Below are 14,759 nucleotides of genomic sequence, written 5' to 3'. Positions count from 1 at the left end.
GAGGGCGGGCCTCACTCCCCCTGGGGCGCCGAGGTCGCCTTCAGGGCCAGCCACAGCTCCATCCGTACGTCCGCGTCGTCCAGCGAGCGCCCCAGGATCTCCTCCACCCGCCGCATCCGATAGCGCAGCGTGTGCCGGTGGACGCCCAGGTCGGCGGCGGCCGCGTCCCACTGGCCGTGCCGGGCCAGCCAGGCGCGCAGCGACTCCACCAGGTCGCCGCGGCCGGTCGCGTCGTGCTCGCGCAGCGCCCGCAGCAGCCCGTCCGCGAACGCCCGCACCGCGTCGTCGGCGAGCAGCGGCAGCACCGATCCGGCCGCCACGTCCTCGTGCTCGACCAGCGCGCGCCCGCGCCGCCGGGCCACCGACAGCGCCTGCTCGGCCTGCCGGTAGGCGTTCGCGGCGGCCGTCGGGCCGGTCGGCGCGGACAGTCCGACGGCGACGCCGGCGCCGCCGTGCACCGCCTCGGCCCGCCCCGGCCGCCCGCCCGGGCGCGCCTGCGCACCGGCCCGGGCCTCGGCCTCGGCTTCGGCCGCGTACGCGGCGCAGGCGTCGGCCGCCGCGCCGCCGTCCGCGACCAGCACGATCAGCCGGTCGCCGTCCGGGACGGCGAGCACCGCCTCACCGGTCCGGGCGGCGGCGGAGTCCATCGCGTCGGCGAGCGCGTCCAGCACCCCGGCGGAACCGGCCGCCGCGCCCGCGCCCGGCGACGGCTGGTCGTCGGCCGCCACGGGTTCGGCGACCACCATCCGGAACGGGGCGTCCAGCAGCCCTCCGTAGAGCCGCCCCGCGACCGCCCGCGCATGGTCCGGCTCCCCCGCCAGCAGCATCTTGAGCACCGCGGCGCCCAGCCGCTGCTCGGCGTCCTGCAGTGCCCGGGACCGCTCGGTGGTCAGCGTGAGCAGCGCGACCGCGGAGTGCACGGCGTAGCGCTCGGCCGTCCCCAGCGGAGCGCCGGTCCCCACCGCGAGCACACCGCGGGCCCGGCGCCCGGTCCCCAGCGACTGCAGCTCCACCCGGTCGTCGCCGTCGGTGTCGCTGACCACCGAGCTGGCGGGCGCGGGCCGCCCCCGCAGCCGCGACACGTCGTCCGCGAGGCGGGCCGCGCGGCGCGCCGCCCAGTCCGGGGCGGCGGCCACCACGGCCCCCGACGCGTCGTACAGCGCGGCCCAGCCGTTCAGATGCGCGGCGAGCCGGGCCAGCAGCTCGGCCGGTCCCTCCGCGCTGAGCGCGGCCCGGGTCAGCTCGCGCTGCGCCTCGAAGCCCGCCGTGACCGCGCGGTACTGATCCGCGGCGACCGCGGCCGAGACCGCCTTGCTGATCGCGATGAACGGTGTCCTGCGCGGCACCCCGAGCAGCGGCAGCCCCTGCTCCCGCGCCGCCTCGACCAGCGGCTGGGGAACCTGCTCGTAGTTCACCCCGACCGCGAAGCCCAGTCCGACCACACCGGCCTCCGCGACCCTCCGCACATACCGGCGGGTCGCCTCCGCGTCCTCCGCGTCCAGCTTGAGCGCGGTGATCAGCAGCAGCTCCCCGCCCTCCATGTACGGCACCGGATCGATCAGCTCACTGGCGTGCGCCCAGCGCACCGGGACGTCCAGCCGCTCCTCGCCCGCGAGCACGGTCAGCTTGAGCGCGGTGTGGTTGACCAGGGAAGCGAGGGTGTGCGGCATGAGACCTTCGATGGCTTCGACAACGGCGATCGACGACCGGGCGACGACCGATGATTTGCGCCGCCCCGTATGAACGGCCCGTGTCGATTCTGCCTCAGCGGACGAATCCGGGGAGCCTCCACCGTGGTCAAAGCCGGCCGACAATCGGGAAAACGCCAGGGAGCGGCCGGGTACGAGGCCAGGGGGTGGTCAGGAGCGGAGGTCTACTAGGACGGGTGGGGCCGACTCCCCGCTCACGGCGGTCACGGACAGTACCGCGTGGCCGGGCGGCACCGAATGGGCGAGGTCGGAGGCCGACCACCGCTCCCGTTCCACCGTCCGCACCGTCACCGCCTTCGCGGTCACGTTCTTGCCGGTGACCAGCCGCCGGATGGAGTGCAGGAGCTTGGTGAAGGGCTCGTCGGAGACGATCTGCCGGTCGGTGACGTCCCTGGTCTCCACCCATGCCTTGCCCCAGACCTCGGCGAACCGCTCACCGTCCCAGATCGTCACGCCCGCGAACGCCATCCGGCAGCCGAACGCCCCCAGCAGCGCACCGCGCAAGGACTCCGGTACGTCGTCCAGGCCCCGCAGGGTCAGCACCGCCCCCGCGTTCGCCGTACGCAGCCGCTGCAGTCCGCGCAGCGCCTCCTGCGTGATCACATGTGACGCGTCGTCAAGCACCAGACAGGCGAAGACCGACCGGTCCGTCCGGGCCACCGCGCACTCCGTGAACTGCGCGAGCACCAGTCGCGCCAGGATCCGCGAGGCGTCCGCGTGCCCGCGCTCGGGCAGGTCGATGCGGACGCGCAGCGGGTGGTCCAGAGAGCGCAGCGACACCTGCCGCGAGCGCCCGGTCGGGTCGAAGAACTCCGCGAACGCCGGCCGGTCCAGCAGCGCGATCCGGTCGGCGAGCAGCACGCCGGGATCCCCGGGCCGCTCCGCCTGCCGCTCCCGTGCGTCCAGCTCCCGCAGGGCGCTGGACTCCCCCGCCGACTCCAGGGCGGCTCGCAGCCCCGCCATGGCCTCCGGCGAACCGTCCAGCAGCTCCCGCAGCTCCGGCACCCGGGGGAACCGGCCGTACGCCACCTGGAACGGTCCCAGCAACTGCCCCAGTACGGTCGCCGTGCGCCGCCCGTTCCCCCCGGGCAGCGTCGCCGCGAGGTCCCCCACCAGTGCCTCGGCCAGGATCGCGGCCGCCTCGTCGGCGTCCGTCGTCCCGCCGTAGAGGTCCAGGTCGCAGTCCGCGTCGCGGTGACCGATCCTGATCACCGCGTCGAAGGCGTCATCGGGCGCGGTGGCCGAGCCGGCCGTCCCCACGGACACGACGGCGGCGCGCCCGGAGAGCGCCTGCAGGCACATGGCCTCCACCAGCGGACGCACCAGGCGCGTGGTCTTCCCCGAGCCCGCCGGGCCGAGCGCCAACAGCGACGTGCCGAGCACGTCCGGTTCGAGTGCGAACCCCGTACCGCGCCGGTCGTAGGGGTTGCGTACGTCCTCGGAGGCGGTGCCGATGCGCACCTGGGAAGTCAGCAGGTCGTGCCGTGCGGTCCGGGCCGGCAGGTCGCGTGCCCCGGACGGGTGCAGGCAGGCTGCGGAACCGGCCTTGCGCACACTGTCGATGAACGCCGGGAGCCGGGTCGGCTGCACTCGCACGGACTGCCAGGCACGGGCGATCCGTGCGTGATCGACGTCGTTCATGAGCCCGGAGCGCGCCTCGTGCGCCAGGCGGTCGGCGGCCTCCGGAGCGCCGGCCGCACGAAGATCGGCCCAATCGGCCTGGTCCACCGGAAGCACCCGGGCTCCGTTCTCGGCCGCCTTCCCGGCGTCGGCCGCGGCACGCCGGCCCGACGGGAGGTAGCGGCGCTTCAGCTCCGCCAGACACGCGAACCTGCTGAAGACGGCCAGCAGCAGTCCGAGGTCGAAGAGCGAATAGCTGGTGGCGTAGTAGAAGTACGACGCCCCCTGCCCCGATACCGGCGTCAGATTCTCCAACTGCAGCATCAGGACGGACGAATCGGTGGTCTTGTCGATGCACCACTGCCAGAGGAACCAGACGAGCGTCAGGGTCACAACGGCGCGCACGATCAGCTGCCCGCCGGTGAGCGCACTCGCGTCCTTGGGTGCCAGCCACGAAGGAAGCCTGTTCCAGACGCGGTTCGCCACGGGGGCGATCAGCCGGCGGAAGAGCGCGGGCCATCGCCCCACGCGTCCGAAGACGACGACGATCGCACCGAGGACGAGCGCCATGTAGACGAACGACGAGACGATGTTGGCGTTGCCCGTCTGCCATGCGTCGGGCAGCATCACCTCGCGCGGCCACTTCCAGTAGGGGCCGAGGTAGTCGTTCATCAGCAGCGACCAGATCAGCCATGCGCACAGGAACGAGATCACCGCCCCGGCGATGAGCTGCGGGACCGCGATGTCCTGGGGCTCGTCCTTCGGCTTGGGCCGGTGCTCGAAGGCCCAGACACCCGGCCCCGCCAGTACTCGCGGCACGCTCAGCCAGGCCATGAAGGCGGATTGCGGACCATCACCGGCTCGCGCGGCGGCACCTGTCCTTGCCGCCCCGGCGCCCGCGCCGGACGGGGCCGTGAACCGCGGCGGGGCATCGGGCCGCGGCGGGGCGTCCGGGGGCGCCGCCGGACGCGGGACATGGTCGGAGCGGGTGTTACGTGCGTCGTGCGTGCCCTCGGTGTCCATCCGGTGCCCTTGTCCCCCTTGAGCCGTGGCCTGGTGCGTGGGCGGGCCGGCCGGTGTGTCGGTCGGCGGCCGCCCTGTCATTGTCATGCCCGCGTTCCTGCCCACCGCTGCCCGGCGCGCCGTCGCTCAATCTACTGGCCGCCGCCCCTCGCTATGTCCGGTGCGGACAACGCAACACGCGCACTTCTCCCGAACGGAACATGCCAGACCCACCCGGCCGCCCCTAACCTGCGAGAAACGACATCTGTACGTCCTCGTTCCACCCCAGGAGACTGCCATGACCGAACTGTCCGGAGGCCCCGGCCTCCCCCAGGAGCGTCGCGTCGTCACCGCGATCCCCGGCCCCAAGTCGCAGGAGCTGTGGGCCCGCAAGCAGGCCACCGTGGCCGCTGGCGTCGGGGCCGTGCTGCCCGTCTTCGTCAAGCGTGCGGGCGGCGGCGTCCTGGAGGACGTGGACGGCAACTCCCTGATCGACTTCGGTTCGGGCATCGCGGTGACCTCGGTGGGCAACAGCGCGGAGGCGGTCGTGCGCCGGGCCACCGCGCAGCTCGCGGACTTCACCCACACCTGTGCGATGGTGACGCCGTACGAGCCGTACATCGAGGTCTGTGAGCAGCTGGCCGAGCTGACGCCGGGCGACCACGCGAAGAAGTCGGCGCTGTTCAACTCCGGTGCGGAGGCCGTCGAGAACGCCGTCAAGATCGCGCGTGCGTACACCAAGCGGCAGGCCGTGGTCGTGTTCGACCACGGCTACCACGGCCGGACGAACCTCACCATGGCGCTGACCGCCAAGAACATGCCGTACAAGCACGGCTTCGGCCCGTTCGCCCCCGAGGTCTACCGCGTCCCCCTCGCCTACCCCTACCGCTGGCTGACCGGCCCGGAGAACTGCGCGCAGGAGGCCGCCGAGCAGGCCATCTCGCAGATCACCAAGCAGGTCGGCGCGGAGAACGTCGCGGCGATCATCATCGAGCCGGTGCTCGGTGAGGGCGGCTTCATCGAGCCGGCGAAGGGCTTCCTGCCCGCCATCGCCGACTTCGCGAAGGAGAACGGCATCGTCTTCGTCGCGGACGAGATCCAGTCCGGCTTCTGCCGTACGGGCCAGTGGTTCGCGTGCGAGGACGAGGGCATCGTGCCGGACCTGATCACCACGGCCAAGGGCATCGCCGGCGGTCTGCCGCTGGCCGCCGTGACCGGCCGCGCGGAGATCATGGACGCCGCGCACGCGGGCGGTCTCGGCGGTACGTACGGCGGCAACCCGGTGGCCTGCGCCGCGGCGCTCGGCTCCCTGGAGACCATGCGCGAGCAGGACCTGAACGCCAAGGCCCTGCGGATCGGCGAGGTCATGAAGGCGCGGCTGACCGCGATCGCCGAGAAGTACGACGTCATCGGCGAGGTCCGCGGCCGCGGCGCGATGATCGCGATCGAGCTGGTCAAGTCCGGCTCCAAGGACCCCAACCCGGAGGCCACCGGCGCGCTCGCCAAGGCCTGCCACCAGGAGGGCCTGCTGGTGCTGACGACCGGTACGTACGGCAATGTGCTGCGCTTCCTGCCGCCGCTGGTCATCGGCGAGGACCTGCTCAACGAGGGCCTGGACATCCTCGAGGCGGCGTTCGCCAAGATCTGATCCGGAGCGGGCCGGTGAGCCGCGCGCGATCTGGGCGCGCGGCTTGAACGCGCGCGAGGCGGCGGACCGGAGACGGTCCGCCGCATGGTTCCCGGCGTGGCCCGGGGTGCGGCATGTGCCGTGCCCCGGGCCACGCCCGTTCGCCCGCCCGGGGCGGCGATTCGCACGCCGACGAGGCGGACGCGCGTAGCTGGAGGTACGGAGTGAAGAAGATGTGCGGGGCCAATGGCGGCCGGGTGATGCGGCTGTCCGGTGCGCTCCCTGTGCCGTACGGTTTCTGCAGATGAGAGAAACACCCCGCTCGCAGGGGACTGCGGGCGACGCCCGGTCGGCGCTTCCCCGGCTCCGATCTGGCCGTGCCCTCGCGCACGACACCGGAACCCCTGGAATGGGGGGCTCTGGGAATCCTCACCGATCGGATGTCCGCTCGCCCCATACCCCCCGGGGCGCGCGGGACACCGGTCAGCGCGGCCGCCTCGGAACCACCCCCCCTGTTCCGGGGCGGCCGATCCCTTCTCCCGGGCGGCTCTCTCCCGGCTCGCCGGACCACTCGGCCCGGGGTCCACGCCACTTCTCGCCACTGCTGGTCGCGCTCCTCAGCGCGGCTCTCTTCGCCGTGCTCACCTGGCAGGTGGCCGGCCACGGCCCGCTGCGCGCCGTCGACGAGCGCCTGGGCCGCGCCGTCGCCGCCGGCGCGATTCCGTCCTCCGCTGCCGAGTTCCTCGCCGACCTCGGTAATGCGACCGTCGCGGTGCCCGTGCTGCTGATGGTGGTGGTGTGGGCCGCGTGGCGGGGGTGGCGCAGGACGCACCGGGCCGTGGCGCACGAGGGCCCCGCCGCGCGCTGGTGGCTGCCGCCACTCGCCGCCGCGCTCGCGCCGGCCGCGGTACCGGCACTGGTCGCCCCGCTCAAGCTCTGGCTCGCCCGGCCGGGCCCGCCCGCGATGGCCGGCGCCGCGCACGACGGCTTCTACCCCTCGGGCCACGGCGCCACGGCGGCGGTCGCCTACGGCGTGGCCGCGCTGCTGCTGACCCGGGGTCAGCGGTGGTGGGCGAGGAGCCCGGCCAGCCGCGCCCGCACGTCGGCGCTCGCCGCCGGGGTCGCCCTGCTCAATCTGGGCGTCGGCGTCGGGCTGGTGCGCCGCGGCTACCACTGGCCCCTGGACGTACTCGGCAGCTGGTGCCTGGCCGGGGTGTTGCTCGCGGCGTGGTGCGCGGTGTGCGGCCGGTGGGGCCGGGGGGCGGACGACGGCGGTGCGGCGGTCGACGGACGCTGACGCGGTCGGTCCGCCGGATCGGGCGGCGGCTGCGGGGCGAGCTATATGGGGCGCGCGACCGAGGCCGCGCGCCCTCAATGAGCGTCAACGCATCGCGTCCGCCCGCCCCTTGTGTCAGCTGTCGAACCCCAGCCCCAGCTTGTCCATGGCCTTCAGCCACAGGTTGCGGCGACCGCCGTGGGTGTCGGCACGGGTCATCGACCACTGGGTGATGCCGATGCCCGCCCAGCGCAGCGGCTCGGGCGGGAAGGGCAGCGGCTTGCTGCGGACCATCTCCAGCTCGGTGCGCTCGGTGCGCTCCCCGGCGAGCAGATCGAGCATCACCTCGGCACCGAAGCGGGTGGCGCCCACGCCGAGCCCGGTGTATCCGGCCGCGTAGGCGACCCGGCCGGCGTGCGCGGTGCCGAAGAAGGCCGAGAAGCGGGAGCAGGTGTCGATGGCGCCGCCCCAGGCATGGCTGAAGCGCAGGCCCTCCAGCTGCGGGAAGCAGCGGAAGAAGTGCCGGGCGAGCTTCTCGTAGGTGGCCGGGTGGTGGTCGTACTCCGCCCGTACGCCGCCGCCGTAGCGGTAGACGATGTCGTAGCCGCCCCACAGGATGCGGTTGTCGGCGGTGATGCGGAAGTAGTGGAAGTGGTTGTTGCTGTCGGAGAGGCCCTGGCGGTTCTTCCAGCCGATGGCGGCGAGCTGCTCCTCGGAGAGCGGCTCGGTCGTCAACGCGTGGTCGTAGACCGGGGCGATGTACGGGCGTACCCGCTTGACCAGGGACGGGAAGGCGTTGGTACCGAGCGCGACGTGGCGGGCGAAGACCCGCCCGTAGGGGGTGCGGACGGCCATGCCCAGGCCTTCGGAGGCCAGCGTGGTGGCGCGGGTGCGCTCGTAGATGCGCACGCCGAGGCCGAGGCAGGCCTGCTTCAGGCCCCAGGCGAGGCGGGCGGGGTTGAGCATGGCGACGCCGTCGCGGTCCCACAGGCCGGCGCGGAAGGTCGGTGAGTCGACCTCGGCGCGCAGTTCGTCCTGGTCGAGGAAGGTGTGCCGGTCGAGTCCGAGCTCGGCGGCGTCCTTGGCGGCGTCCTTCAGTTCGGCGATCTGGTGGGGCTCGGTGGCGATGTCGATCTCGCCGGTGCGCTCGAAGGAGCAGTCGATGCCGTAGCGGGCGACCGCGTCCTCGATGGCGTCGAGGTTGTGGATGCCGAGCTCTTCGAGCCTGGCGAGTTCGCCGGGCCAGCGGGCCAGGCCGTTGCCGAGGCCGTGGGTGAGGGAGGCGGCGCAGAAGCCGCCGTTGCGCCCGGAGGCGGCCCAGCCGATCTCGGCGCCCTCGATGAGCACGACATCGCGCTGCGGGTCGCGCTCCTTGGCGATCAGCGCGGTCCACAGTCCCGAGTAGCCGCCGCCGACCACCAGCAGATCGCAGCTCTCGTCGCCGACGAGGGCCGGCAGGGCGTCGGGGCGGGCGGGATCGTCCAGCCAGAAGGGGGTGGGGGCGGCGTCCGCGAGTGCGTGGACGGGCGACGGGGTCATGGCAGCTCGTGCCATGGTTCTCAGCTCCTCTTGCGCCTGTTACGGCGGTTCCCGGCCAGTTGGCCGACGACTACGCACAGCACGGCGACCAGGAACATCGCCGTACCGATGACATTGATCTGAACGGGCGTGCCCCGCTGCGCCGATCCCCAGACGAACATGGGGAAGGTCACGGTGGAGCCGGCATTGAAGTTGGTGATGATGAAGTCGTCGAAGGACAGGGCGAAGGACAGCAGGGCGCCGGCGGCGATGCCGGGCGCGGCGATCGGCAGCGTCACCCGCAGGAAGGTCTGCACCGGGGAGGCGTAGAGGTCCTGGGCGGCCTGCTCCAGCCGCGGGTCCATGCTCATCACGCGTGCCTTGACGGCGGTGACGACGAAGCTCAGGCAGAACATGATGTGCGCGATGAGGATCGTCCAGAAGCCGAACTGGATGCCCATGTTGAGGAAGAGGGTCGCCAGCGAGGCGGCCATGACGACCTCGGGCATGGCCATCGGCAGGAAGATCAGGGTGTTGACGGAGGACCGCGCGCGGAAGCGGTAGCGGGCCAGCGCGAAGGCGATCATGGTACCCAGGGCGGTCGCGCCGAGGGTGGCCCACAGGGCGATCTGCAGGCTCAGCCCCAGCGAGCCGCACAGGTCGGCGACCCCGCACGGATCGGCCCAGGCGTCCGTGGAGAAGCGCTGCCACTGGTAGTTGAAGCGGCCGTTGGGCTTGTTGAAGGAGAAGACCAGCACGATGACGTTGGGCAGGATCAGATAGCCCAGCGTGCACAGGCCCGCGATCACCACGATGTTGCGGCGCAGCCAGCGCAGGGGCTTGCCGGGCGGGCGGGCGGCCGTGGCCGCGGTCGGTCGGGTTGCCGTCGTTTCGGTGGCCGCCATCAGACCAGATCCTCCGTCCCGGACTTGCGGATGTAGATCGTGACCATGGCGAGGATGGCCGCCATGAGGATGAAGGAGAGGGCGGCCGCGGTCGGGTAGTCCAGGACCCGCAGGAACTGCGACTGGATGACGTTGCCGATCATCTTCTGGTCGGTGGAGCCCAGCAGTTCGGCGTTGATGTAGTCACCGGCCGCCGGGATGAAGGTGAGCAGGGTGCCGGCGACGACACCGGGCATGGACAGCGGGAAGGTGACCCGGCGGAAGGTGGTGGCCGGGCGGGCGTAGAGGTCGCCGGCGGCCTCGTGCAGGCGCGGGTCGATGCGCTCCAGGGAGGTGTAGAGCGGCAGGATCATGAACGGCAGGAAGTTGTAGGTCAGTCCGCAGACCACCGCGAGCGGGGTGGCCAGCACCCGGTGGCCTTCGGTGATGCCCAGCCAGCTGGTCACGTCCAGCACGTGCAGGGAGTTCAGGACACCGACGACCGGTCCGGCGTCGGCCAGGATCGTCTTCCAGGCCAGCGTGCGGATCAGGAAGCTGGTGAAGAACGGGGCGATGACCAGGATCATCACGAGGTTGCGCCAGCGGCCCGCCTTGAAGGCGATGAGGTAGGCCAGGGGGTAGCCCAGGAGCAGGCAGAGCGCGGTGGCGATCCCGGCGTAGCCCACCGAGCGGACGAACTGCGGCCAGTACTCGCCGAGCGCGTCCCAGTACGTGGCGAAGTGCCAGGTGACCTTGAAGCCCTCTTCGAGGGAGCCGGTCTGGATCGAGGTCGACGCCTGGTAGACGAGCGGGGCGGCGAAGAAGACGAGCAGCCACAGGATGCCGGGCAGCAGCAGCCAGTAGGGCACGAGCCGCTTGCGGGCGGGCGTCCGGTGCACCTTGAGGGGCGCGGACCCGGTCTGCCGGTCCGGTGGCACGGGGGTCTCGGTGAGGGTCACGCGGCCTCCTCGTCGAGGTCCGCGCCGGCCTGGATGTCCTGGGCGGCGTCCAGTCCGAAGGTGTGCGCCGGGTTCCAGTGCACGACGACCTCCGCGCCGGGCACGAGGCGGCCGTCGCGCTCGATGTTCTGCTCGTAGACGGCGAGTTCGCCCAGGCCCGGCACCTCGACGACGTACTGCGTGGAGACGCCGATGAAGCTGGCGTCCTTGATGCGGCCGGGCAGCCGGTTGTGGCCTTCGGGGCAGGCCCCGGCGTCGTCGGTGTGCTTCAGCGCGACCTTCTCCGGCCGTACGCCGGCCAGCACCTTGCCGCCCGTGCGGGCCGCCGCGCTACATCGGGCGGCGGGCAGCCGGAGCTTGGCGCCGGCGGCCGTGAGCACCAGCTCCTCGCCGCCGGCCTCGACGACCTCGGCCTCGATGAGGTTGGAGGTGCCCAGGAAGTTGGCGACGAAGGTGGTGCCGGGGTTCTCGTAGAGATCGGCGGGGGCGCCGAGCTGCTCGACCCGGCCGCCGTTCATCACGGCCACGGTGTCGGCCATCGTCATGGCCTCCTCCTGGTCGTGGGTGACGTGCACGAAGGTGATTCCGACCTCGGTCTGGATGCGCTTGAGCTCCAGCTGCATCTGGCGGCGCAGCTTCAGGTCGAGGGCGCCGAGCGGCTCGTCGAGCAGCAGCACCTGGGGGTGGTTGATCAGCGCCCGCGCGACCGCGACGCGCTGCTGCTGGCCTCCGGAGAGCTGCTGCGGCTTGCGGCGCGCCATCGGGCCGAGCTGGACGAGGTCGAGCATCTCCTCGACCTGCTTCTTGACGGACTTGACGCCGCGGCGGCGCAGCCCGAAGGCGACGTTCTCGTAGATGTCCAGGTGCGGGAAGAGCGCGTAGTTCTGGAAGACGGTGTTGACCTGGCGCTTGTAGGGCGGCAGGGCCGTGACGTCCCGGCCCGACAGCTCGACGGTCCCGGTGGTGGGCTCCTCCAGCCCGGCGATCATCCGCAGGGTGGTGGTCTTGCCGCAGCCCGAGGCGCCCAGCAGCGCGAAGAAGGAGCCCGCGGGGACGGTCAGGTCGAGCGGATGGACGGCGGTGAAGGAGCCGTAGGTCTTGCTTATCCCGTGGAGGCGGACGTCGCCGCCGCTGCTCTGGGGGGTCGCGGTGTGGGTCATGTCGGTCGTCCCGTGGGTCGGAGGGCGAAACGGCTCGGGCGGGCCTGGTGGGATCGTGGGGCCCAGGCCTCGGGGCGGCTCAGGCGCCGGTGAGGTCGGAGAACTTCTGGGCGAACTCCTTGCTCTCCTTGGCGTTCAGCGCGCGGAAGGAGTGGGACCGGGCGGCCATCTCCTTGTCCGGCAGGATCAGCGGGTTGTCCGCCGCCTTCTTGTCGATCTTGGCAAGCTCGTCGCGCACGCCGTCCACGGGGCAGACGTAGTTGATGTACGCCGCGAGCCGGGCCGCCACCTTCGGCTCGTAGAAGTAGTCGATGAGCCGTTCGGCGTTCTGCTTGTGGCGGGCCTTGTTCGGCACCATGAGGTTGTCGGTGGACGTCATGTAGCCGGACTTGGGGATGACGTACTCGATGTCCGGGTTGTCGCTCTGGAGCTGGACGATGTCACCGGCCCAGGCGACACAGGCGGCGAGGTCGCCCTTGTCCAGGTCGGTGGTGTAGTCGTTGCCGGTGAAGCGGCGGATCTGCTTTGCGTCGACGCCCTTCTGGAGCCGGGCTATCGCCGCGTCGAAGTCGTCCGCGGTGACGTCCTCGGGGCTCTTGCCCATGTCCAGCAGGGTCAGCCCGACGCTGTCGCGCATCTCGGAGAGGAAGCCGACCCGGCCCTTGAGCCGCGGGTCCTCCAGCAGTTGGCTCACCGAGTCGACCTTCCGGCCGCCGGTGGCCTTCTTGTTGTACGCGATGAGCGCGGGGATGCCCTGCCAGACGTAGGAGTGCGCGCGGCCCGGGTCCCAGGCCGGGTCGCGGAACTGCGGTGCGAGGTTGGCGTAGGCGTGCGGCAGATTGGCCGTGTCCAGCTTCTGGATCCAGCCGAGGGAGATCATCCGTGCGCACATCCAGTCGGTGAGCACGATCAGGTCGCGGCCGGTGTCCTGGCCTGCCGCCAGCTGCGCCTGGACCTTCCCGAAGAACTCGTCGTTGTCGTTGATGTCCTCGGTGTACTTGACGGCGATGCCGCTGCGCCGGGTGAAGGCGTCCAGCGTCGGGTGGCGCTTGCCGTTGTCGCTGACGTCCATGTACTCGGTCCAGTTGGAGAAGTTCAGGCGCTTCTCCGCCCGGGAGTGGTCGGTGCTGCGACCGGCGTCCGTACGGCCCGCGGGCGGGATGCCGCAGGCGCCGAGGGCCCCCAGGCCGCCGGCCGCGACGGCCATGGCGCTGCCGGCGCGCAGCAGCGTGCGGCGGGTCATGGCCAGCCGGCCGTTGGCCGCGCTGCGGCGGACGGCGGCGAGTTCGGCCGGGGACAGGGGTTCGGGCTGCTCGTGGTGCTCCATGCGCGGTGCCCTTTCGGGGGTGAGCCCGGCGCTCGGCCGGTGGTGACGGTGCCGCGCGGCGCTGGCCGCAGGGGTGGGCCCAGGGGGGCGGGGCCTGTGGGGGGCTCGGTGAGGCAGGGGCCCTTAGGGGCGGTCCCCGAAGATCGTGCGGTGCCAGTCCTTCCTGGCGACCGCGGTGTTGTCGTACATCACGTGCTTGACCTGGGTGTACTCCTCGAAGGAGTAGGCCGACATGTCCTTGCCGAAGCCGGACGCCTTGGCGCCGCCGTGCGGCATCTCGCTGATGATCGGGATGTGGTCGTTGACCCAGACGCAGCCCGCGTTGATCTCGCGGGTGGCGCGGCCGGTGCGGTAGACGTCCCGGCTCCAGGCGGAGGCGGCCAGCCCGTAGGGGGTGTCGTTGGCCAGCGCGATGCCCTCGTCGTCGCTGTCGAAGGGCAGCACGACCAGCACCGGACCGAAGATCTCGGCCTGCACGATCTCACTGTCCTGCGCGGCGCCGGCGATCAGCGTGGGCCGGTAGTAGGCGCCCTTGGCCAGCCTGCTGTCGTCGAACGCGGGGACCTCGCCGCCGGTGACGACGGTGGCGTAGCCGCGCGCCCGGTCGACGAAACCGGCCACCCGGTCGCGCTGGGCGTGCGAGATCAGCGGGCCCAGGTCGGTGGACGGGTCGAAGGGGTCGCCGAGCCGTACGGTCGCCATCAGGTCGGCGACGCCGCTGACGAACGCGTCGTAGAGCGGGCGCTGGACGTAGGCGCGGGTGGCGGCGGTGCAGTCCTGGCCGGTGTTGATCAGGGCGCCGGCGACCGCGCCGTGGACGGCGGCCTCCAGGTCGGCGTCGTCGAAGACCACGAAGGGGGCCTTGCCGCCGAGCTCCAGGTGCAGGCGCTTGACGGTGCCGGTGGCGATCTCGGCGACGCGCTTGCCGACGGCGGTGGAGCCGGTGAAGGAGGTCATCGCGACGGAGCGGTGGCCCACCAGGCGCTCGCCGGCGTCCCGGCCCGCTCCGGAGACGATGTTGAGCACGCCGTCCGGCAGCCCCGCGCGCTGCGCGGCCTGCGCGAACAGCAGCGAGGTCAGCGGGGTGATCTCGGCGGGCTTGAGGACGATGGTGTTGCCCGCGGCGATGGCCGGCAGCACCTTCCAGGCGGCCATCTGCAGCGGATAGTTCCACGGCGCGATGGAGCCGACGACGCCGATGGGCTCGCGGCGGATGACGGAGGTGTGGTCGGCGCTGTATTCGCCGGCCGCCTTGCCCTCCAGGTGGCGGGCGGCGCCGGCGAAGAACGCCGCGTTGTCGACCGACCCCGGCACATCGAACTCGTTGCTGAGCTTGATCGGCTTTCCGCAGTTCAGCGATTCGGCGAAGGCGAGGTCGGCGGCGTCCTCGGCGAGCGCCGCGGCGAAGCGGTGCAGGGTGTCGGAGCGCTCGCCCGGGGTGGCTCCGCCCCACTCGGCGAAGGCCCGCTCGGCGGCCTCCACGGCGGCGTCCACATCCTCCGTGCCCGCGAGTTCGTAGGAGTACACCGTCTCGCCGGTCGCCGGGTCCACGACGTCCTGGCTACGGCCGGAGCTGCCGCTGCGGAGGCTGCCCGCGATGAATTGCGCGCCCTCGGCGAACCGCTCGGTGACATCGAATCGGTGGTCCATGGTGCTCTCCTCCGCCGGGCGCCGGGG

10 protein-coding genes are annotated in these 14,759 nt (G+C 72.2%); 2 read left to right on the top strand and 8 right to left on the bottom strand.

From position 1 onward, the window contains the following. Window positions 1-11: 11 nt before the first annotated feature. Together WAB15_RS29450 and WAB15_RS29445 are read right to left on the bottom strand one after the other, a co-directional pair. Window positions 12-1,670 (bottom strand): PucR family transcriptional regulator, encoded by a 1,659-nt coding sequence (locus WAB15_RS29450; protein WP_407288069.1) that lies wholly within the window; start codon window positions 1,668-1,670, stop codon window positions 12-14. Between the two features lie 189 nt (window positions 1,671-1,859). Next, complete coding sequence (locus WAB15_RS29445; protein ID WP_407288068.1) at window positions 1,860-4,352, bottom strand: ATP/GTP-binding protein; 2,493 nt, start codon at window positions 4,350-4,352, stop codon at window positions 1,860-1,862. Window positions 4,353-4,629: 277 nt separating this feature from the next. Here WAB15_RS29445 and gabT point away from each other — a divergent pair, with 277 nt between their 5' ends. Next, entirely contained in the window at window positions 4,630-5,979 is a 1,350-nt protein-coding gene (gene gabT, locus WAB15_RS29440; RefSeq protein WP_399147227.1) for a 4-aminobutyrate--2-oxoglutarate transaminase, read from the top strand. A 616-nt stretch (window positions 5,980-6,595) separates the two neighbouring features. Further along, a complete protein-coding gene (locus WAB15_RS29435; RefSeq protein WP_407288067.1) occupies window positions 6,596-7,255 on the top strand; it encodes a phosphatase PAP2 family protein in 660 nt (219 codons plus the stop codon). Between the two features lie 114 nt (window positions 7,256-7,369). Here WAB15_RS29435 and WAB15_RS29430 read toward each other — a convergent pair whose 3' ends face one another. The 6 genes from WAB15_RS29430 to WAB15_RS29405 all read right to left on the bottom strand — a co-directional run bounded on the left by WAB15_RS29430 (window position 7,370) and on the right by WAB15_RS29405 (window position 14,732). Next, window positions 7,370-8,788: an NAD(P)/FAD-dependent oxidoreductase gene (locus WAB15_RS29430; RefSeq protein WP_399147225.1), complete on the bottom strand. Its 1,419-nt coding sequence runs from the start codon at window positions 8,786-8,788 to the stop codon at window positions 7,370-7,372. Window positions 8,789-8,793: 5 nt separating this feature from the next. Next, the gene (locus tag WAB15_RS29425; protein ID WP_399147224.1) at window positions 8,794-9,657 is read right to left on the bottom strand and encodes an ABC transporter permease; all 864 of its coding nucleotides are present in this window, start codon (window positions 9,655-9,657) and stop codon (window positions 8,794-8,796) included. Then, a complete protein-coding gene (locus WAB15_RS29420; protein ID WP_399147223.1) occupies window positions 9,657-10,595 on the bottom strand; it encodes an ABC transporter permease in 939 nt (312 codons plus the stop codon). Before WAB15_RS29420 ends, WAB15_RS29425 begins: the two co-directional genes overlap by 1 nt. Beyond that, window positions 10,592-11,755, bottom strand: a complete 1,164-nt coding sequence (locus WAB15_RS29415; protein WP_399147222.1) for an ABC transporter ATP-binding protein — start codon at window positions 11,753-11,755, stop codon at window positions 10,592-10,594. The genes WAB15_RS29420 and WAB15_RS29415 overlap by 4 nt, the downstream gene beginning before the upstream one ends. Window positions 11,756-11,834: 79 nt before the next feature. After that, the gene (locus WAB15_RS29410; RefSeq protein WP_399147221.1) at window positions 11,835-13,082 is read right to left on the bottom strand and encodes a spermidine/putrescine ABC transporter substrate-binding protein; all 1,248 of its coding nucleotides are present in this window, start codon (window positions 13,080-13,082) and stop codon (window positions 11,835-11,837) included. 123 nt (window positions 13,083-13,205) lie between these two features. Next, window positions 13,206-14,732, bottom strand: a complete 1,527-nt coding sequence (locus tag WAB15_RS29405; protein ID WP_407288066.1) for a gamma-aminobutyraldehyde dehydrogenase — start codon at window positions 14,730-14,732, stop codon at window positions 13,206-13,208. Window positions 14,733-14,759 lie beyond the last annotated feature (27 nt).

The organism is Streptomyces sirii (assembly GCF_045690365.1).
GTDB lineage: Bacteria > Actinomycetota > Actinomycetes > Streptomycetales > Streptomycetaceae > Streptomyces > Streptomyces sirii.
Note: the sequence above shows the minus strand (reverse complement) of the source record. Positions and strands in the feature narration are given on the sequence as shown.